Raw genomic sequence first — 19,036 nt, 5'->3', positions numbered from 1 at the left:
CGTCGGCGAACGGCACTAGGGTGAGGCGCATGAGCGCACCCGGACCAGGCACATGGCAGCCAGACCCCGAGGGTCGCTTTGACTATCGGTGGCATGACGGGCAGCAGTGGACCGACCAGGTGTCCGCCGGCGGTCAGGTGATGCGCGCGCCACTCGGCCAACAACCTCCCGGCCAGCAGCCGCCTCAGGCTCAGGTGCAGTCACAGGCCCAGGCGCAGCCCCTTGGGGACGGCGGTTTCGCCGGTATCAGCGGCGATCTCGTCGACGGACGGTTCAGCGAAAAAGAAGCCAAGGCGATCGGCAACCAGAACGCCAAGCTGCTGCGGGTCCGTCTCGGTGAGCCGTTCATGGCACGGCAAGGCTCGATGGTCGCCTATCAGGGCAACGTCGACTTCTCGTTCGAAGGCGGCGGCGCCTCCCGCTTCATCAAGAAGGCGCTGACCGGCGAAGGCCTGCCGCTGATGCGCTGCGCCGGCCAGGGCGACGTCTTCCTCGCCGAGCGCGCCTACGACGTCCATCTGCTGAACCTGACGAACTCGGGCCTGTCCATCAGCGGCAAGAACGTGCTGGCGTTCTCGTCGAACCTCGACTGGAACATCGAACGGGTCAAGGGCGGCAGCATCGCCACCGGCGGACTGTTCAACACGACTCTGCGGGGTACCGGGTGGGTCGCCCTGACCACCGACGGACCGCCGGTGGTGCTCAACGCCGCCGAAGCGCCCACGTTCGCCGACACCAATGCCGTCGTCGCCTGGTCGGCCAACCTGCAGACCCAGCTCAAGACGAGCTTCAAGGCCGGCGCGCTGATCGGCCGGGGCTCCGGCGAGGCGGTGCAGGTCTCGTTCTACGGCAATGGATTCGTGATCGTGCAGCCGTCCGAAGGCGTGCAGATCACCACCGCGCAGTAGGTCTCAGAGCTCCAGCATCACCGTCACGGGGCCGTCGTTGACGAGCTCGACGGCCATGTCGGCGCCGAAGGCTCCGGTCTGCACCGACGCGCCGAGCGTCCGTAGTGCGTCGCAGAACGCGTCGACCAGCGGCTCGGCGACCGCGCCGGGAGCCGCCGCATTCCACGTCGGCCGGCGCCCCTTGGTGGTGTTGCCGTACAGCGTGAACTGACTGACCACCAGGATGGGTGCACCGATGTCGGCCGCGGCTTTCTCGTCGTCGAGAATCCTCAGCTGCCAAGCCTTTTCGGCGAGCCGGGTGGCTTTCGCGACGTCGTCGTCGTGCGTGACCCCGACCAGGGCGAGCAGCCCCTGCGTGGCGGGCGCGATCTCACCGACGGTCTCGCCGGCGACGGTGACCCGCGCCGAGGTCACCCGCTGCACGAGCACCCGCATCTAGAGCGATCCGAGGATCTGCTTCATCGTCGCGATCTCGCGCTGCTGGGTGTCGATGATGGTCTGCGCGAGCTGCTTGGCATCTGCCGCTTCTCCGGTATCCAGCTCGGTCTGCGCCATCCGCACCGCGCCTTCGTGGTGGGCGATCATGCCGGTGAGGAACTGGCGTGCCGCGTCGACGCCTTGCGCCTGCCGCAGCTGGTCGAGCTGCTGGTCGCTCATCATGCCCATGCTGGACATGTCGTGGCCCTCGTGGTTCATCGGCATGGCATTCCAGGAGGTGAGCCACTGCTTCATCGTCGCGATCTCTGGACCCTGGGCAGCCTTGATCTGGTTCGCGAGCTCGACCACGCGAGGATCGATGCCCTGCTTGCCCAGGATGATGTCGCTCATCACGATGGCCTGCTCGTGATGGGGCACCATGCCTGCGGCGAACGACACGTCCGCGGCGTTGTGACCGGCGGCCGGATCGGCGCTCTGCGTCATCGATCCGTGGTCATGACCGTCACCGTGCTCCGCCGCGCTACTCGTGGCGCCGGCACTCTCCTGGCCGCCACTCGTACATCCACTGAGCAGCACCACCAGCGCGCTTCCCGCAGCTGCCACCGCAGCCGCAGCCTTGCCCGTGGACCCCGTCGTGAAAAAGGACACCGTTGTCGCTCCTGTCGTCAGCTTTTGATACCCTAGGGGGGTATGGTACACATGGGAGGTGGGCGTGTCACACCGCCCCGGAGAGGATTCGCATGACGACCACCACGATCTCTGTCGAGGGTATGACGTGCGCCGGGTGCGCCTCCTCTGTGCGTGCCGAACTGTCGCAGCTGCCCGGCGTGGACGACGTCGGCATCGACCTTGCCGGTGGCACGGTCACCATCTCCAGCAGCCGTCCCGTCGACTCCGACGCTGTGCGCGCCGCCGTCGAAGAGGCCGGCTACCAGCTGGCGAGCTGATCCCGTGCCGGCGGCAACATCACCGGCGACGTCGCTGGAGCTGTCGATCGACGGCATGACCTGCGCGTCGTGCGCGGCGCGCGTGGAGAAGAAGCTGAACAAGCTCGACGGCGTCGCCGCGACGGTCAACTTCGCGACCGAGAAGGCGCGCGTCACCTACGACGGACACGTCACCACCGACCAACTCCTCGCGGCGGTGGAAGCCGCGGGTTATCACGCGTCACTCCCCCAGCAGACGCCCACCGAACAGACGACGGAAGATCCCGCCGCCGCGCTGCGTCGCCGCCTGCTGATCTGCGTCGCGCTGTCGGTTCCGGTGATCGCGCTGGCGATGGTGCCGGCCTGGCAGTTCACGTACTGGCAGTGGCTCTCGCTGACGCTGGCGGCGCCGGTGGTGGTCTGGGGCGGCTGGCCGTTCCACGTCGCGGCGTGGACGAACCTTCGGCACCGCGCCGCGACGATGGACACGCTGATCTCGATCGGCACACTCTCAGCATTCGGGTGGTCGATCTACGCGCTGTTCTGGGGTCACGCGGGGATGCCGGGGATGACCCATCCGTTCGAGCTGACGATCGGGCGCACCGACGGCGCCGGCAACATCTACCTCGAAGCCGCGGCGGGGGTCACCACCTTCTTGCTCGCGGGCCGCTATCTGGAGGCCAGGGCCAAACGGCAGGCGGGTGCGGCGCTGCGCGCTCTGCTCGACATGGGCGCCAAAGACGTGTCGGTGCGCAGAGACGGTGCCGAACGACGCATCCCGGTCGACGAGCTGCGCGCCGGCGACGAGTTCGTGGTGCGGCCCGGGGAGAAGATCGCCGCGGACGGTGTTGTGCTGGAAGGCGATTCCGCTGTCGACGCGTCGATGCTGACCGGCGAATCGGTCCCGGTGGACGTTCATCCCGGTGACGACGTGGTCGGGGCGACGGTCAACGTCGACGGGCTGCTGGTGGTGCGGGCGCGGCGGGTAGGCGCCGACACGCAGCTGGCGCAGATGGCCCGCCTGGTCGAGAACGCGCAGAACGGAAAGGCGTCTGCGCAGCGGCTGGCCGACCGCATCTCAGCGGTGTTCGTACCCGTCGTGATCGGATTGGCCGTTGCGACACTGGGGTTCTGGCTGATCATCGGAGCCCCGGCGGCGGCCGCCTTCACCGCCGCGGTGTCGGTGCTGATCATCGCGTGCCCGTGTGCGCTGGGTCTGGCAACGCCGACGGCGCTGATGGTCGGTACCGGACGTGGCGCGCAGCTGGGCATCTTGATCAAGGGCCCGGAGGTACTTGAGTCGACGCGGCGGGTGGACACCGTCATCGTCGACAAGACCGGGACCGTGACGACGGGGACCATGACGATGACGGGTGTCGTCGCCGTGGAGGCCGAGCAACCGGACGAGGTGCTGCGAGTCGCCGGAGCCGTCGAAGCCGCGTCGGAGCATCCGATTGCACGTGCGATCACCGCAGGCGCCCGTGACAAGCTGGGACGACTGCCCGAGGTGACGTCCTTCGAGAATGTGCGTGGCCTCGGCGTGCGGGGCGTCGTCGACGATCGCAGCGTGCTGCTCGGCCGGCCCCGACTGTTCGACGAGCAGGGCTTCGAGGTTGCCACCGATGTTCGCGCTGCGCTACACCAGGCGGAGACCGAAGGCCACACCGCGGTCGTGGTGGGCTGGGACGGACGGGCGCGCGGAGTGGTGACTGTCGCCGACACGGTGAAAGACACGTCTGCTGAGGCGATTTTGTTGCTCAAGGAGCTCGGCCTGACGCCGATCATGGTGACCGGCGACAACGACGCTGTCGCGCGCGCCGTGGCCGCGGAGGTCGGCATCGAGCAGGTGATCGCCGGTGTTCTGCCGCAGGAGAAGGTCGACACCGTCACCCGGCTGCAGCGCGAGGGCAGAGTCGTCGCGATGGTGGGCGACGGCGTCAACGACGCAGCCGCACTGGCGCAGGCCGATCTCGGCCTCGCGATGGGCAGCGGCACCGATGTCGCGATCGAGGCGAGCGATCTGACGTTGGTGCGTGACGACCTGCGGGCCGTGCCCGACGCAATTCGCCTGTCCCGCCGGACGCTGAGCATCATCAAGGGCAACCTGTTCTGGGCGTTCGCCTACAACGTCGCGGCCCTGCCGCTCGCAGCGGCGGGTCTGCTGAATCCGATGATCGCCGGGGCAGCAATGGCTTTCAGCTCGGTGTTCGTGGTGACCAACAGCTTGCGGCTGCGGGGATTCACTCCAGCGCGATGATCACGGACCCTGGTCGTCTTCGGGCAAGAGGTGGCGTTCGGGGTGGTGGTAGCCGTTCGTGCGGCGCTGGCCGGTATCGAGATCGGGCGGCGGCAGCCACTCGACCTGGCCCTTGCTGTTGATGCGGGTGGTCCAGCCGGTCTGTTCGACCATCCGATTGTCGGGCCCGCAGGCGAGGGTGAGGTTGGTGATGTCGGTGGCGCCGCCGGTCTTCCAGGCGTCGATGTGGTGGACCTGGGTCCAGTAGCCGGGCACCGTGCAGCCGGGACCGGTGCAGCCGCGGGCTACAGAGTGCAGCATGATCCGCTGCGCCGGGCTCGCGAGGCGCTTGCTGCGGCCCAGATACAGCGGCTCATTGGTGTGGCGGTCGAACACCGCCAAGTAGTGGTGAGCATGGGCGGCCATCCGGATCAGATCAGCCATCGGCAACAGGCTGCCGCCGCCGGTGACCGCCACCCCCGCACCCGTCTCCAACTCCTGCAGCGTCGTCGACACGATCACCGTCACAGGTAACCCGTTGTGAGAGCCCAACTCACCCGAGCTCAACGCCATCCGCCCGACCGCCAGCCACGCATCATGGTTGCGCTGCGCCACACTCCGGGAATCAGATCGCGCTTGCTCGGGGGCGGGTTCGCCCTCGACACAGGGCTTTTCGTCGTCGGGATTGCACATCCCCGGTGCCGCCAGCTTGGCTTGGATGGCCTCATAGCTGGCTCGGGCTTCAGGGGTGAGCCACCCGGTCAACCGGCTCATTCCGTCGGCCTGCTGGGCACCCAGATTGATGCCGCGGCGGCGTGCCCGGTCGGCGTCGGTGGGTTCGGGACCGTCCTGGTCGATCATCGCCGCCAACCGATCCGCAGCTTTCTTCAAGTCTTCCGGGGTCAGTCCGCCACCGAGAGAGGCGAGTTGCCGGTCAGCGGCAGCGCGGGTGTCGACATCGACCCACATCGGCAACTTGTCGTGAAACTTCGCGATCACCGCAACGTGCTCGGCATCCAACGCCCCACAAGCCTGCGCCTCGGCGGTCGCCTCCCACACCGGCGCCAACGGCTCCCCGGTCAGGGCCTGCCGCGGCCCCAACGCCGCAGCATCGGCCAGGCGGCGTTTCGCGTCCTTCTCCGATACCCGCAGTGTGGTGGTCAGCACCTTCTTCCACGAGGCTTCCCCGAGGCGGCGCGGCTCCGTCTCACTGGTCAGCCGGGCCAGGATGTGATGCTCCAACGCGGGCACCGACCGCACGAACGACGTCACCTCGGCCATCAGCGCCACCAGCTCGCGATGCGACAGGGAGTCGGAGGCGTCCTGCAGGATCGCCAACTGACCCCGCATCACCTCGACCGCGCCGGCAACCACATCCACATATCGAACACTAGTTCGACACACCGACAAGTTTGGGGTCAGTCGCCACCCGGTTCGGCCCGCCGTGCACGGAAGAGTTTGACGTCGGACTTGATGCCTTTGAGGCGTCTCGCCCCCGCGAAGGACCACGTGAACGTGTCGTCGTCGCCGATCGCCTCGCGGGCACTCTCGGCCACCAGGACCGACCCCGGCCGTGCTGCACCCGTGACGCGCGCCGCGAGATTCACCGAGCTCCCGAACCAGTCCCCTTCGCGGCTCACGGCCATCCCGGTGGCCAGCCCGACGCGCAGTCGCGGGAAGTCCTCGTCCTCGTCGGTCGCGTCGACGAGGCGGAGCACCGCCTCCAGCAGCGGCACCGGTTCGGGACTGACGAGCATCACCTCGTCACCGATGGTCTTGATGAAGCGGACCGGCGCGACCGCGACCTCACGTGTCATGTCGGCCAGCCGCTGCGCCAATCGCTCGAGATCCTCGGGCGGCAGCGCCTCACCGAGGCTGGTGAAGCCGACCAGATCCGCGAACGCGATCGTGACCTCCCGCGCACCCGGAAGGTGTTGCCCCTCCGCACGTTCGGTCGCGTTGACCGCCTGCGTTTCGATCGCATGCCGCAACTGCAGCAGCAGCACATCCTGGATCATCGGCCCGAGCAGAGGCGCCAGCTCGGCGACGAGCTTCTCCGATGCCTTGGCGATCTCCAATTCCGTTGCCGCCGGCCGTAACACGGCCGCCAACGCGGCATAGCGCATCGCTTCGGCGGCCCGCGCGACCCCGTCCCCGAGCAACCGCGTGATCTGCACCAGCTCGTCGGGATCGATGCCCGCGGCCAGGAAGTCGCGGGTGAACTTGGCCGCCTCCGCGTCGGCGCGCAGCAGCACCGCCGCATCCGGATCCTCGATGCGCGGCAAGCCCATCGCCCGCTGAATCCGCTCGAACAGCGCGAGATCGACGTCGTGCTTCTCGGCCGCCTCCCGCGCCGACACGTAGACACCGTCGTCGCCGATCACCCTTCGCGACGCGAGCAACAACGGCGACGAGCTGACACGGATCTGCTCGACGCTCACCCCACGCTCCAACAGCCACGGAATCAGCTCGGCCCGCTCGGTGCGCGCATCGCCCTCGAGCCCGTCGAGCAGCCCGGATGCCTCCACATCGACGTCATCGGCCACGGGCTCAACCTACCGTGCGCTACACAGGAACCATGGAGTCGCCGCTCGTGCACAGCTTCGCACCGCTCGCCGGCGACCGCGCGGAGGTGCTGATCCTCGGCAACATGCCCGGCGTCGTGTCACTGAACCAGCACCGGTACTACGCCAATCCGCGCAACGCGTTCTGGCCAATCATGGCCGCGCTGTTCGGATTCGACGCCGCAGCACCGTACGACGAGCGTGTCCATCGGCTCACCGACGCCGGGGTGGCCGTCTGGGATGTGCTGGCCGCGTGCCGCCGCCCCGGCAGCCTCGACGCGGCAGTCGAGCCGGCCAGCATGGTGGCCAACGACTTCGACACGTTCTTCGCCGCACATCCGGGCATCGAGCGCGTGTACTTCAACGGCGCGGCCGCAGCGAAGAACTACCAGCGTCTCGTCCGCGGGTCGCATCCGGTGCGCACCATGCGGCTACCGTCGACCAGTCCCGCCCACACCGCACCGTTCGCGGTGAAGCTGGCCGCGTGGCGCCAGCTCACCGAGTGACGGAAGCGGCTACCGTGAGCTAGATGTCCTGCGTTTTCTGCGCCATCGTCGCCGGCGAGGCCCCGGCCATCACGATCCACGAGGACGACGACCACCTGGCGATCCTCGACATCCGGCCGTTCACCCGCGGTCACACGCTGGTGATACCGAAACGGCACACCGTCGACCTGACCGACACCCCGCCCGCCACCGTGGCCTCGATGATGCGGCTGGGCCAGCGCATCGCCAAGGCGGCGAGAGCGTCCGGGCTGCACGCCGACGGCAACAACATCGCGATCAACGACGGCAAGGCTGCCTTCCAGACGGTGTTCCACATCCACCTGCACGTGGTGCCACGCCGCGACGGCGACAAGCTCTCGTTCGCCAAGGGCATGCTGGTGCGCCGGGACGCCGACAGGGAGCAGACGGGACGTTTGCTGCGCGAGGCACTGGCGCAGATCGACACCGCCGAGTTGGATTGAGCAGATGAACATCGCCCAGTGGGTCGAGCAGAACATCGGTGTCCGGTTGCTGATGCTGCACGACTCCCTCTACAAGAGCACGAATGGTCGCATCGGCCACCGCATTCCGCTGCCCGGTGTCCCGCCGAGCCTGCTTCTGCACACCGTCGGCGCCAAGACCGGTCAGAAGCGCACCAACACGCTCTCGTACTTCCCCGACAGCGGCCACTACTACGTCGTCGCCTCCAAGGGCGGTGATCCGCGCGCACCCGGCTGGTACCACAACCTCAAGGCCAACCCGGACATCGAGATCAACATCGGGCCACGGAGATTGGCGGTCACCGCGACGCCGGTGCTCGCCGACGACCCCGACTATCCCCGGCTGTGGGAGCTGGTGAACCGAGACAACAGCAACCGATACAACGGCTACCAGCGCCGCACGAGCCGCAAGATCCCGCTGGTCCGGCTCACCCCGAAGGGCTAGAACAGCTCTATGGCGAGCAGTTCCAATGTGGCGTCGCGCGCCGGGGATGTCGCCGGGTCCACTCCGCGGTGGGCGGAGGCGACCGGATGGATCATCACCTCGTCGACGTCGAATTCGGCCGCCAGCTCGCGGACCTGCTCGGCCGCCTCCGACGGGTTACCGACCACGGCCTGACGCAGGCCGTGGTCGATGACCGATTGAGCCCGCGGACCCATGTCCAATGCTTCCGCGTCCTCGACCAGGTCGACGGCCGCGAGCGGGGCGCCGGTACGCAGCCGTGCCATCATCTGGAGATTCGGCAGCACCAATCGCAGTGCCTCGTCGCGGGTTTCGGCGACCACCGCGTTGACGGTGAGGAATGTGACGGGCTCGGGCGTCAGCTCGCTGGGCCGGAATTCGTCACGATAGGTCTGCAGCGCCTCCGCGGTGCCCTGCCCGGAGAAGTGGTGGGCGAACACATAGGGCAGGCCCTTGGCCGCCGCCAGATGCGCCGAGTACATCGACGAGCCGAGCAGCCACAGCCTCGGCTCCGACGCGGCGGCCGGCGTGGCCTTGAGGATGTAGTTGTCCCGCATCAGATCGCGTGGCAGCGCGACGCGGACTCCTTTGCGACCCATCAGCGCGACGACGTCGTCGAGGTACTCGGGGAACGCCTCGATGTCGCGGTCGTCGCGGCCGGCCGCGCCGCGCAGCGCCATCGAGGTGACCGGGTCCGAGCCGGGCGCGCGGCCGATACCCAGGTCGATGCGGCCCGGGTGGGCGGCCTCGAGCAACGCGAACTGCTCGGCCACCGCCAGCGGCGCGTGGTTGGGCAGCATCACCCCGCCCGAGCCCAGTCGCAGCGCCGAGGTGTGCGCCGCCAGGTGGGCGAGCAGGACGGGCGGGCTGGTGGCCGCGACCGACGGCATGTTGTGGTGCTCGGCCACCCAGTACCGGGTGTAGCCGAGGCGGTCGGCGGTCTGGGCCAGGCGCGTCGTCGCGGCCAGCGCATCCGAGGTGGTCTGGTCGGAGCGCACGGGAACGAGGTCGAGAACAGAAAGACGCATTGAACGTGCAACGCGTCAGCGCCGCGCGACGTTCCCTCCCGCGCGATTTCGGCGTGATGATCGTCGGTCAGCGACGGCAATCACGCCGAAATCGCGCGGGCACGGGTGAAGATGTCGTCCATCATCGCCGGGGTCAACCGGCCGGTGAAGGTGTTCTGCTGACTGGGGTGATAGCAGCCCATCAGCACGACCTCGCCCTGCGGGGTGTCCAGCGGCGCGGTCACGCCGTGACCGAACGCCGGCGCCGGCGTACCGACCGTGCCGCCCGCGCGACGGATCATCGCCAGCGCCGCCTGCCACGCGAACCCGCCGAGCGCGACGATCACCCGGACGTGGGGGCCGACCAGGCGCCACTCGGCATCCAGCCACGGCGCGCAGGTGCTGCGCTCGGCCGGCGTGGGCTTGTTGCCCGGCGGCGCGCACCGCACCGCAGCCGCGACACGAACGTTGTTGAGCGACAACCCGTCTCCGCTGTCGATGGCCACCGGCTGATTGGCCAGGCCGGTGCGGTGCAGCGATCCGAACAGGAAGTCACCCGACCGGTCGCCGGTGAAGACCCGCCCCGTGCGGTTCGCGCCGTTGGCGGCGGGGGCGAGCCCGACGATCAGGATGGCCGGCCGCGGTGAGCCGAACCCGGGCGCGGGCCTCCCCCAATACGGCTCGTCGGCGAACGACTTCCGCTTGACCACCGCCACGTCCTCGCGCCACGCGACCAGACGCGGGCACGCCCGGCACACCGACACCTCGGCATCCACCTGCTCCACCGTCGCAGCTGCCGACGCGAGCGCAGCCACCTCGGCCGGTGACCCGGCCACCGGCGTGCGAGCCGTCGCCGGGTCACCCGGCCATCCCGAGCCCGGGAGCACCGGCGAGGAGAACAGGCCGCCCGCGCGGGGGTGCGGCAACCTCACCGGTCGACCAGTTCGTTACCAGAAAGCACGGTTCATCGTTACCACGAAACACCGCCCACCTCACCGGTGTGGCGGACGCGACGGCTCACCATGGATCGCCTGGGAACCCGAGCGAGGTGGGGAGAATCATGCGACGAGCGACAGCGGCCGTCATCGGTCTGTGCGTTGTGGTGACGGGCTGCGGCGCGACCGTCAGCAACGCCGAATCGCCCGTACCCACCAGGACCATGATCCCGCGTCCGCTCACCGAGCGGGAACTCCCCAAGCTGCTGCTGACCCCCGAACAGGTGGCGCAGGCGATGGGGTCACCGCCGATGACCGTCACCGAAGCGCAGTCGGCGATGTCCGACAACAGCGCGATCATGGCGCCCCCCGAATGCCTCGCGCTCGACGGCGCCGCCGAGGCGGCCGTCTACTCGGCCAGCGGCTTCACCGCCGAACGAGACCAGAGCCTCAACGACGGCGACGCGTTCAAGCACTACTCCAAGCAGGCCGTGATCCTGTTCCCGTACCTCGAGAAGGCCACCGCGTTCTTCGACGCATCGGTCCAGCAGTGGCCCGCCTGCCACCAGTACACGCACACCCAGAGCGGAACGCAGTGGAGCGTCGGTGAGATCCGCAACGCCGACCACGTTCTGAGCACGGTGTCGACCCTGAACGAAGCGGCGGCGCCGGGCTGGGGATGCGGACGGGCGCTGGCCCAGGCCAACAACGTGATCGTCGACGTCAACACCTGCAGTGCGAATCCGGCCGACACCGCGGTCAAGATCGCCCAGCAGATCGCCGCCAACGTCGCGGCGACGTGGTAGCCGTCGACAGGCTTGCTAACCTGCGGCGATGAGCCGGCGCGGGCCCCTGCTGCTGATCCTGTTCGCCGCGTTGATGGCGGGCGCCGGAAACGGCATCTCGATGGTCGCGTTCCCCTGGCTGGTGCTGCAGCGCACCGGCTCTGCGCTGGACGCGTCGGTGGTCGCGATGGCCGGGACACTGCCGCTGCTGGCCGCGACGCTGATCGCCGGCGCCGCTGTGGACTTCCTGGGCCGCCGCCGCGTGTCGATGATCTCCGACGCGCTGTCCGCGCTGTCGGTGGCGGCGGTTCCGGTGATCGCGCTGCTCTTCGGCGCGGACGCGATCAACGTCGCGGTGCTGGCCGGATTGGCAGCGCTCGGAGCGCTTTTCGATCCCGCCGGGATGACGGCGCGCGAGACCATGCTGCCCGAGGCCGCCCAGCGCGCCGGCTGGACTCTCGATCACGCCAACTCGTTCTACGAGGCGGTGTTCAACCTGGCCTACATCGTCGGGCCTGGTATCGGCGGTTTACTGATCGCCACCCTCGGCGGGATCAACACGATGTGGGTGACCGCGGGAGCCTTCGTGCTGTCGATCGTCGCGATCGCGGTATTGCGCCTCGAAGGCGCGGGGACTCCGGAACCGTCCGCACGCGCCGGCGGGGTGTGGGCCGGCATCGTCGAGGGATTGCGGTTCGTGTGGCGCCACCGGGTGCTGCGCACGCTGGCGTTCGTCGACCTCACCGCGACGGGGCTCTACATGCCGATGGAAAGCGTGCTGTTCCCGAAGTACTTCACCGACCGCAACGAGCCCGCGCAGCTCGGGTGGGTGTTGATGGCGCTCAGTATCGGCGGGCTCGTCGGGGCCTTGGGCTACGCGGTGCTGTCCCGGTTCACCCGGCGCCGCACCGTGATGATGACCGCGGTGCTGACGCTCGGGGTGGCGATGACGATCATCGCGTTCCTGCCGCCGCTGCCGCTGATCCTCGTGTTGTGCGCGGTCGTGGGTTTCGTCTACGGCCCGATCGCACCGATCTACAACTACGTCATGCAGACCCAGGCCCCGCCACATCTGCGGGGTCGCGTGGTGGGCGTGATGGGGTCGTTGGCCTACGCCGCCGGCCCGCTCGGTCTCGTCGTCGCCGGGCCGCTGGCCGATGCGGCTGGACTGCACGCGACGTTCCTGGCGCTGTCGCTGCCGATGTTGGCGCTCGGCGTGGCCACGGTGTTCCTGTCCGCACTGCGCGAGCTCGATCGCGGACCGCAGGCGGGACAAAGCTCGTAGCATCGATCGGGTGGCTTCCGATGTGCTCGACGAACTGACCGCCGCGCTGCCCGAGGGCACCGTCGTCACCGATCCCGACGTCGTGGCGTCGTATCGGCAGGACCGCGCCGCCGATCCGAACGCAGGCACTCCGATGGCCGTGGTACGGCCGCGCCGCACCGATGAGGTGCAGACAGTGCTGCGCTGGGCCAGCACGCACCGGATCGCCGTCGTCCCCCGCGGCATGGGCACCGGATTGTCCGGCGGGGCAACCGCTCTCGACGGTGGCATCGTGCTGTCGACCGAGAAGATGCGGGACATCTCGATCGACCCGGTCACGCGCACGGCCGTCGTCCAACCCGGTCTGCTGAACGCCGAGGTCAAGAAGGCCGTCGCGGAACACGGACTGTGGTACCCGCCCGACCCGTCGTCCTACGAGATCTGCAGCATCGGCGGGAACATCGCCACCAACGCCGGCGGCCTGTGTTGCGTCAAGTACGGCGTCACCACCGATTACGTCCTCGGCATGCAGGTGGTGCTGGCCGACGGAACCGCGGTGCGACTCGGCGGTCCCCGCTTGAAAGACGTTGCGGGACTGTCGTTGACGAAGCTCTTCGTCGGCAGCGAGGGCACCCTCGGCGTGGTCACCGAGGTGACACTGAAGCTGCTGCCCGCCCAGCACGGCGCCTGCACCGTGGTGGCGTCCTTCGATTCCGTCGAGGCGGCCGCGCGCGCCGTCGTCACGATCACCGGCAAGATCCGCCCCTCCATGCTCGAGTTCATGGACGCCGTGGCGATCAACGCCGTCGAGGACAAACTCCGGATGGGCCTGGACCGCAACGCCGCCGCGATGATGGTCGCCGCCAGCGACGACCGCGGGCCCGCGGGTGCACGCGATGCCGAGTACATGGCCGAGGTGTTCACCGAACACGGTGCCACAGAGGTGTTCTCGACGTCCGACCCCGAGGAGGGTGAGGCCTTCGTTGCCGCCCGGCGGTTCGCGATCCCGGCGGTCGAGGCCCGGGGGTCGCTGCTGCTCGAAGACGTCGGCGTGCCGCTTCCCGCCCTGGCCGATCTGGTCGGCGGGGTCGAGAAGATCGCCGCCAACCACGATCTGATGATCTCCGTGATCGCCCACGCCGGCGACGGCAACACCCACCCGCTGATCGTCTTCGACCCCCGCCGACGCGGCGATGGAACAGCGCGCGCAGCAGGCGTTCGGCGAGATCATGGATCTCGCCGTCTCGCTGGGCGGCACGATCACCGGCGAGCACGGCGTGGGCCGACTCAAGCGGCCGTGGCTGGCGGGCCAGCTCGGTCCCGAGGTGATGGAGCTCAATCGACGGATCAAATCCGCGCTCGACCCCGACGGCATCCTCAATCCCGGAGCCGCGTTCTGACGAACCAGGCATAACAAGAGTTACATCACCCTGGCTATGCAAAACATCTTCTGAGCGAACGCTGTGTAGCCGATCCGCGCCCGTGGTGTCGCAACTACATAAGAGTAGTGATATATATAGCCGGTGCCTGACCGCGCCGCTCCCGCCGCTGTCGACAGCATCGGTTCTCTCGTCGACCATGCCGCCGACCTCCTCGTCCGTCACCTCACCGACCGAGCCGACATGACCGCGTCCGCCGGCTTCGTGATGAACCGACTGCATCGCGAAGGCCCGACCCGGCTCACCACGCTCGCCGCCAAAGAGGGCGTCAGTCAGCCGTCGATGACGCAGCTGATCCAGCGACTCGAACGCCGCGGCCTGGTGGCCAAGGTCGCCGATCCCGGCGATGGCCGCGCCGCGCTGATCGGGGTCACCGACGACGGGCTCGCGCTGATGGAACAGCGGGCGACCGCACGACGTGAACGACTCGGCACGCTGCTCGACACACTCGGCGACGAGGAGCGAGATGCGCTGGCCCTGGCCGCCCGCGTCGCGCTACCTGTCCTGCAGGCGCTCGCGACCTCTGCCGACGACACCCTGGGCGCCGCGACAGAGGAACGGGGACTGGCATGAGGCACATCCGGAGAGGGCTGAAGAAGGTGTGGATTCCGCTGGTGCTGATCGTGGTGCTGTCCGTGTCCGCCCTGGTCGTTTCCCGCCTGCACCGCCAGTTCGCATCCACCGATCTCAACGCCAACGCAGGGGCCGGCATCGAGATCGTGCAGTTCAACCCAAAGGTCATGGTCTACGAGGTGTGGGGTGCACCCGGCTCGACCGCCCAGATCAGCTACTTCGATCCCGACGCCAACGTGCACACGGTGACCGCGCCGCTGCCCTGGACCGTGTCGCTGTCGACGACACTGCCGACGGTCAGCGCGAATCTGATGGCCCGCGCTGACGCCGACTCGATCGGCTGCCGCGTCACCGTCAACGGCACCGTGCGCGACGAACGTCAGGCCGACGGTGTCGACGCCCAGACCTACTGCCTGGTGAAGTCCGCATGAGCGCCCACGGCAAACGGTTCGCGCACCGCCCGGAGAAGCACGCCAAGGGACACCCCGTGGCGCACGCGCTGCGCATCCTGTCCGTCCCGGTCATCCTGGCCTGGATCGCCTTCGCCGTGGTGGTCAACGTCGTCGCCCCGCAGCTCGAAGTCGTCGGCGAAGAACACTCCGCTCCGATGACGCCGAACGACGCGCCGTCGGTGCAGGCCATGAAGGAGATGGGAGCGAACTTCACGGAGTTCGACTCCAACAGCACCGTCATGGTGATCGTCGAGGGCCAGGAACCGCTCGGACCGGACGCCCACAAGTACTACGACGAGATCATCACCAAGCTGCGGAAAGACCCGCAACACATCCAGCACATCCAGGACTTCTGGGGCGACACCCTGACCGCGGCCGGCGCCCAGAGCTCCGACGGCAAGGCCGCCTACGTGATGCTGAATCTGGCCGGCGAGCAAGGACAGACGCTGTCCAACACCGGTGTCGAGCACGTCCGCGAGGCCATCGCCGACACCCCGGCACCGCCCGGCGTGCAGGCTTACGTCGCCGGCCCGGCCGCACTCACCGACGACATGCACGTCATCGGCAACGCCAGCCTCGGTCAGATCACCGCCTATACGCTGCTCGCGATCTTCTTCATGCTGCTGGTCGTGTACCGGTCGCTCGTCACGACGCTGGTGCAGCTCTTCCTCACCGCCATCGGGCTCCTGACCGCCCGCGGCGTGGTGTCGGTGCTCGCTGACAACGGCGCCTTTGGTCTGACCACCTTCGCGGGCAACATCCTCACGATGCTCGCGATCGCCGCAGCCACCGACTACGGCATCTTCATCTTCGGCCGCTATCGCGAGGCGCGCAGCGCGGGTGAAGACCGGGAAACGGCCTACCACACCACGTTCCGCTCGGTGACGCCGGTGATCATCGGTTCCGGGCTGACGATCGCCGGCGCCACCTACTGCCTGTCCTTCGCGCGGCTGCCCTACTTCTCGACCATGGGAGAGCCGGTGGCGATCGGCATGGTCGTCGTCGTCGCGTCCGCGGTCACACTGGGGCCCGCAGTTCTGTTCCTGGGCAGCAAGATCGGCCTCTTCGAGTCGAAACGCGATGCACGCAGCCGGTTCTGGCGCCGCGTCGGCACCGCGGTGGTGCGCTGGCCCGGCCCGATCCTGGTGGCCAGCGCCTTCATCGTGCTCATCGGACTGGTCGCAATCCCCGGCTACAAGCCCGCCTACAACGACCGCTACTACCTGCCCGACAACGCGAAGGTCAACATCGGATACGCCGCCGCCGACCGGCATTTCACCCCGGCGCGGATGAACCCCGACATCATCATGGTCGAAGCCGACCACGACATGCGTAACCCCGGTGACATGCTCGTGCTGAACGCGATCGGCCGCAACGTGATGCAAGCGCGCGGCATCGCGATGGTGCAGAGCATCACCCGGCCGCTGGGTATCCCCATCCAGCACAGCTCGATTCCGTTCCAGACCAGCGTGTCCGGCCAGGTACAGAATCAGAACCTGCCGTTCCAGCGCGCTCAACTGGACGACATGAAGAAGATGGCGGAGGCCACCGAGGCCAACATCGACATCATGGAGAAGCAGTATCAGCTCTCGCTCAAACAGACTCAGCTGACTCAGGATTCGGCGGCAAAGTCCAAGGAGCTGCTGCAGATCACCGAGCAGGTCCGCGACAACATCGCCAATTTCGACGACCAGTTCCGGCCGCTGCGCAACTATTTCTACTGGGAACCGCACTGCTACGACATCCCGATGTGCGCGGCGATCAGGTCGCTGTTCGACTCGCTCGACGGCATCAACGAGCTGACCGACGCGCAGGGCGCGGTGCAGGGCAACACCGACCAGCTCGCCGATCTGGCCCCGCAACTGACCGCGCTGCTGCCGCAGACCATCGCGACGATGAAGCAGACGCTGGCACTGACGTGGGCGTCGTACAACTCCCAGAAGACGCTGCTCGATCAGATGGGCGCGATGAACGACACCGCGCTGGCGATGGGCGCGGCGTTCGACACCGCGAAGAACGACGATCTGTTCTTCCTGCCTCCAGAAGCGTTCAGTAATCCGGACTTCGAGCGCGGGCTGAAGATGTTCATGTCCCCCGACGGGAAATCGGCACGCATGTTCATCACCCACCAGAGCGATCCCGCGACGGTGGAGGGCATTTCGCGCGTCGATGACGAGCGTGAGGCCGCGCAGAACGCGATCAAGATGACCTCGCTGTCGAACGCGAAGATCCTCATCGGCGGGACCGCGGCCACCTACAAGGACATGGCAGACGGGGCGAAGTACGACCTGCTGATCGCCGTGGTCTCGGCGCTCACGCTGATCTTCATGATCATGCTGATCCTGACCCGCAGCGTGGTGGCGGCGGCAACGATCGTCGGAACCGCGGCCAGTTCGATCGCCGCATCGTTCGGCATCTCCGTGCTGATCTGGCAGGACCTGCTCGGCATCCAGGTGCACTGGCTGGTGATGCTGATGTCGGTCATCATCCTGCTGGCCGTCGGCGCGGACTACAACCTGCTGCTGGTGCACCGCTTCCGCGAGGAGATCCACGCCGGGCTCAAGACCGGCATCATCCGGTCGATGGCCGGCACCGGCGGGGTCGTCACCTCGGCGGGCCTGGTGTTCGCCGCGACGATGGCCGCGATGCTCGGCAGCAGCCTGACGGTGTTGGCTCAGATGGGCTCGACGATCGCGATCGGCCTACTGGTGGACACGCTGGTGGTGCGGTCGTTCTTGATGCCGTCCATCGCGACACTGCTGGGTAGGTGGTTCTGGTGGCCGCAGGTGGTATACCCGCGCGGTGACAATCACTTCCTGCCTCCGGCACCGCCGGCCCGGGACGCCGACACTGCGCCGGTGCCGGTCGGAGGCTGAGTCGCTCCCGTCCCGCGTGGCAACACGGTGATCAGGAGTCACACGGTTAACATCACGCCGTGTCCGATCTGCCCGACGCCCGGCGCACCCGGGCGGTGTCCCGCCGCGACGCGCTGCGCTTCGCCGCTGCCGCAGGCGCAGGCGTCGCTGGTCTCGGTGCGGCTGCCTTCGGAGCGCCCACAGCATCGGCGGCCGCACCCACGCTGATCGATTTCGCGGCCGCGCAGATTCCGGCGGAGGCCATCCGCGCCGCCGGTCACTCCGGCGTCGTCAACTACGTGTCGCTGTCACGTCCCGGATCGAACTTCGGCGCCAAGCCGATCACGCTGCCGTACGCGCGTTCGCTGAACGCCCAGGGCCTCGTCATCGTCAGCAACTATCAATACGGAAAGCCCGGCGGGACAGCGCCGTCCGACTTCACCCGCGGGTTCGCCGGCGGGGTCGCGGACGCCAAAACTGGCTGGGGTCTGCACACCGCCGCCGGTGGCGGGCGCAGCGCACCGATCTTCTTCACGATCGACGAGGACATCAGCCGCGACACCTGGAACACCGTTGCGCTGCCGTGGTTTCGGGGCATCAACTCGGTGATCGGCGTGCAGCGCACGGGCATCTACGGGGGCATCGACGCGTGCCAGTGGGCGATCGCCGACGGCGTCGTCGGAGCGTCCAGCGTGCCCGGTTACCGGTGGGCGTGGCAGACCAAGGCGTGGTCGGGGAACAAGATCCATCCGCAGGCCGTGCTCTATCAGCGCATCGTGGACACCGCGTCGAACCCGGGCCCGTTGGTCGGCGGGATGCGCGTGGACGTCAACGACGTGATGGCCCGCGACGTCGGGCAGTGGAACCTGCATCAGTGAGCGGTTCGACGCTCTGACTGCACCTCTATCGGATGCTGTAGCCGAGATTGCCTCCAGGGTTGCCGCAACGACCCTGAACGCAATGTCGTCTGCAGCATCGAGAAACGGGGCGTCCGACGCGCTGATGTGCAGCTTCCGCCAACCGGTGTGATGACCGGGGGACGTAAGGCTGCGGGCGCCCGCTGCAGCATGACCGCGCAACGCACTCCGGCTCGATCGTCAAGACGCGTGACTACTGCTCTTCGTGCGCGTGTGGCGGGGCACTACTGCAATTCCGGAGATGTCTGGGGCAGTCCTGCGTGTCGCCTGCACCGTGAACAGTCTTGCT

At 68.0% G+C, this 19,036-nt stretch carries 18 protein-coding genes and 1 pseudogene; 13 read left to right on the top strand and 6 right to left on the bottom strand.

Features of this window, described 5'->3' with window-relative positions; all coding sequences use genetic code 11:
• Nucleotides 1-29: 29 nt before the first annotated feature.
• Entirely contained in the window at nucleotides 30-908 is an 879-nt protein-coding gene (locus PGN37_RS00430; RefSeq protein ID WP_335329054.1) for an AIM24 family protein, read from the top strand.
• A gap of 3 nt (nucleotides 909-911) precedes the next feature.
• On the opposite strand, the gene dtd is transcribed toward PGN37_RS00430, so the two are convergent.
• Both dtd and PGN37_RS00420 read right to left on the bottom strand, forming a co-directional pair.
• Complete coding sequence (dtd, locus tag PGN37_RS00425; protein ID WP_335329053.1) at nucleotides 912-1,343, bottom strand: D-aminoacyl-tRNA deacylase; 432 nt, start codon at nucleotides 1,341-1,343, stop codon at nucleotides 912-914.
• Nucleotides 1,344-1,994 (bottom strand): DUF305 domain-containing protein, encoded by a 651-nt coding sequence (locus tag PGN37_RS00420; protein ID WP_335329052.1) that lies wholly within the window; start codon nucleotides 1,992-1,994, stop codon nucleotides 1,344-1,346.
• A 92-nt stretch (nucleotides 1,995-2,086) separates the two neighbouring features.
• On the opposite strand from PGN37_RS00420, the gene PGN37_RS00415 reads away from it, so the two are divergent.
• Both PGN37_RS00415 and PGN37_RS00410 read left to right on the top strand, forming a co-directional pair.
• Nucleotides 2,087-2,293 (top strand): heavy-metal-associated domain-containing protein, encoded by a 207-nt coding sequence (locus PGN37_RS00415; RefSeq protein WP_335329051.1) that lies wholly within the window; start codon nucleotides 2,087-2,089, stop codon nucleotides 2,291-2,293.
• A 55-nt stretch (nucleotides 2,294-2,348) separates the two neighbouring features.
• Nucleotides 2,349-4,529, top strand: a complete 2,181-nt coding sequence (locus PGN37_RS00410) for a heavy metal translocating P-type ATPase (protein ID WP_442932809.1) — start codon at nucleotides 2,349-2,351, stop codon at nucleotides 4,527-4,529.
• On the opposite strand, the gene PGN37_RS00405 is transcribed toward PGN37_RS00410, so the two are convergent.
• Both PGN37_RS00405 and PGN37_RS00400 read right to left on the bottom strand, forming a co-directional pair.
• Complete coding sequence (locus tag PGN37_RS00405) at nucleotides 4,530-5,888, bottom strand: HNH endonuclease signature motif containing protein (RefSeq protein WP_335329049.1); 1,359 nt, start codon at nucleotides 5,886-5,888, stop codon at nucleotides 4,530-4,532.
• 38 nt (nucleotides 5,889-5,926) lie between these two features.
• Complete coding sequence (locus PGN37_RS00400; RefSeq protein WP_335329048.1) at nucleotides 5,927-7,054, bottom strand: adenylate/guanylate cyclase domain-containing protein; 1,128 nt, start codon at nucleotides 7,052-7,054, stop codon at nucleotides 5,927-5,929.
• Between the two features lie 32 nt (nucleotides 7,055-7,086).
• On the opposite strand from PGN37_RS00400, the gene PGN37_RS00395 reads away from it, so the two are divergent.
• From PGN37_RS00395 to PGN37_RS00385, 3 genes are read left to right on the top strand one after another with little or no spacing between them, the layout of a single operon-like run.
• A complete protein-coding gene (locus tag PGN37_RS00395) occupies nucleotides 7,087-7,578 on the top strand; it encodes a DNA-deoxyinosine glycosylase (RefSeq protein ID WP_335329047.1) in 492 nt (163 codons plus the stop codon).
• Between the two features lie 23 nt (nucleotides 7,579-7,601).
• Complete coding sequence (locus PGN37_RS00390; protein ID WP_335329046.1) at nucleotides 7,602-8,039, top strand: HIT family protein; 438 nt, start codon at nucleotides 7,602-7,604, stop codon at nucleotides 8,037-8,039.
• Nucleotides 8,040-8,043: 4 nt separating this feature from the next.
• Nucleotides 8,044-8,502, top strand: a complete 459-nt coding sequence (locus PGN37_RS00385; protein ID WP_335329045.1) for a nitroreductase family deazaflavin-dependent oxidoreductase — start codon at nucleotides 8,044-8,046, stop codon at nucleotides 8,500-8,502.
• On the opposite strand, the gene PGN37_RS00380 is transcribed toward PGN37_RS00385, so the two are convergent.
• Nucleotides 8,499-9,548, bottom strand: a complete 1,050-nt coding sequence (locus PGN37_RS00380) for an LLM class flavin-dependent oxidoreductase (protein WP_335329044.1) — start codon at nucleotides 9,546-9,548, stop codon at nucleotides 8,499-8,501. The two genes, PGN37_RS00385 and PGN37_RS00380, sit on opposite strands and share 4 nt — an antisense overlap.
• Nucleotides 9,549-9,628: 80 nt before the next feature.
• Nucleotides 9,629-10,459, bottom strand: a complete 831-nt coding sequence (locus tag PGN37_RS00375; RefSeq protein WP_335329043.1) for a uracil-DNA glycosylase — start codon at nucleotides 10,457-10,459, stop codon at nucleotides 9,629-9,631.
• Between the two features lie 128 nt (nucleotides 10,460-10,587).
• On the opposite strand from PGN37_RS00375, the gene PGN37_RS00370 reads away from it, so the two are divergent.
• The 7 genes and pseudogenes from PGN37_RS00370 (at nucleotide 10,588) to PGN37_RS00340 (ending at nucleotide 18,708) form a co-directional block, all read left to right on the top strand.
• Nucleotides 10,588-11,268: a sensor domain-containing protein gene (locus tag PGN37_RS00370; RefSeq protein ID WP_335329042.1), complete on the top strand. Its 681-nt coding sequence runs from the start codon at nucleotides 10,588-10,590 to the stop codon at nucleotides 11,266-11,268.
• 28 nt (nucleotides 11,269-11,296) lie between these two features.
• The gene (locus tag PGN37_RS00365) at nucleotides 11,297-12,532 is read left to right on the top strand and encodes an MFS transporter (RefSeq protein WP_335329041.1); all 1,236 of its coding nucleotides are present in this window, start codon (nucleotides 11,297-11,299) and stop codon (nucleotides 12,530-12,532) included.
• A 10-nt stretch (nucleotides 12,533-12,542) separates the two neighbouring features.
• Nucleotides 12,543-13,911, top strand: a pseudogene (locus PGN37_RS00360) (FAD-binding oxidoreductase).
• A gap of 123 nt (nucleotides 13,912-14,034) precedes the next feature.
• Nucleotides 14,035-14,523, top strand: a complete 489-nt coding sequence (locus PGN37_RS00355; protein ID WP_335329040.1) for a MarR family winged helix-turn-helix transcriptional regulator — start codon at nucleotides 14,035-14,037, stop codon at nucleotides 14,521-14,523.
• Nucleotides 14,520-14,954: an MmpS family transport accessory protein gene (locus PGN37_RS00350; RefSeq protein WP_335329039.1), complete on the top strand. Its 435-nt coding sequence runs from the start codon at nucleotides 14,520-14,522 to the stop codon at nucleotides 14,952-14,954. Before PGN37_RS00355 ends, PGN37_RS00350 begins: the two co-directional genes overlap by 4 nt.
• Nucleotides 14,951-17,851, top strand: a complete 2,901-nt coding sequence (locus PGN37_RS00345; RefSeq protein ID WP_335329038.1) for an MMPL/RND family transporter — start codon at nucleotides 14,951-14,953, stop codon at nucleotides 17,849-17,851. Before PGN37_RS00350 ends, PGN37_RS00345 begins: the two co-directional genes overlap by 4 nt.
• Before the next feature lie 59 nt (nucleotides 17,852-17,910).
• The gene (locus PGN37_RS00340) at nucleotides 17,911-18,708 is read left to right on the top strand and encodes a DUF1906 domain-containing protein (protein ID WP_335329037.1); all 798 of its coding nucleotides are present in this window, start codon (nucleotides 17,911-17,913) and stop codon (nucleotides 18,706-18,708) included.
• The last annotated feature ends 328 nt before the right edge of the window (nucleotides 18,709-19,036 follow it).

Origin of the sequence: Mycobacterium kyogaense, from assembly GCF_036946525.1 — a bacterium.
GTDB lineage: Bacteria > Actinomycetota > Actinomycetes > Mycobacteriales > Mycobacteriaceae > Mycobacterium > Mycobacterium kyogaense_A.
This window is presented reverse-complemented; position numbering and strand designations above follow the sequence as displayed.

What these genes read in the sequence shown, in the direction of transcription:
- PGN37_RS00430 (WP_335329054.1), top strand. Translation starts at nt 30, where the DNA reads ATGAGCGCACCCGGACCAGGCACATGGCAGCCAGACCCCGAGGGTCGC.
- dtd (WP_335329053.1), bottom strand. Translation starts at nt 1,343, where the DNA reads ATGCGGGTGCTCGTGCAGCGGGTGACCTCGGCGCGGGTCACCGTCGCC.
- PGN37_RS00415 (WP_335329051.1), top strand. Translation starts at nt 2,087, where the DNA reads ATGACGACCACCACGATCTCTGTCGAGGGTATGACGTGCGCCGGGTGC.
- PGN37_RS00410 (WP_442932809.1), top strand. Translation starts at nt 2,349, where the DNA reads ATGACCTGCGCGTCGTGCGCGGCGCGCGTGGAGAAGAAGCTGAACAAG.
- PGN37_RS00395 (WP_335329047.1), top strand. Translation starts at nt 7,087, where the DNA reads ATGGAGTCGCCGCTCGTGCACAGCTTCGCACCGCTCGCCGGCGACCGC.
- PGN37_RS00390 (WP_335329046.1), top strand. Translation starts at nt 7,602, where the DNA reads ATGTCCTGCGTTTTCTGCGCCATCGTCGCCGGCGAGGCCCCGGCCATC.
- PGN37_RS00385 (WP_335329045.1), top strand. Translation starts at nt 8,044, where the DNA reads ATGAACATCGCCCAGTGGGTCGAGCAGAACATCGGTGTCCGGTTGCTG.
- PGN37_RS00380 (WP_335329044.1), bottom strand. Translation starts at nt 9,548, where the DNA reads ATGCGTCTTTCTGTTCTCGACCTCGTTCCCGTGCGCTCCGACCAGACC.
- PGN37_RS00370 (WP_335329042.1), top strand. Translation starts at nt 10,588, where the DNA reads ATGCGACGAGCGACAGCGGCCGTCATCGGTCTGTGCGTTGTGGTGACG.
- PGN37_RS00365 (WP_335329041.1), top strand. Translation starts at nt 11,297, where the DNA reads ATGAGCCGGCGCGGGCCCCTGCTGCTGATCCTGTTCGCCGCGTTGATG.
- PGN37_RS00350 (WP_335329039.1), top strand. Translation starts at nt 14,520, where the DNA reads ATGAGGCACATCCGGAGAGGGCTGAAGAAGGTGTGGATTCCGCTGGTG.
- PGN37_RS00345 (WP_335329038.1), top strand. Translation starts at nt 14,951, where the DNA reads ATGAGCGCCCACGGCAAACGGTTCGCGCACCGCCCGGAGAAGCACGCC.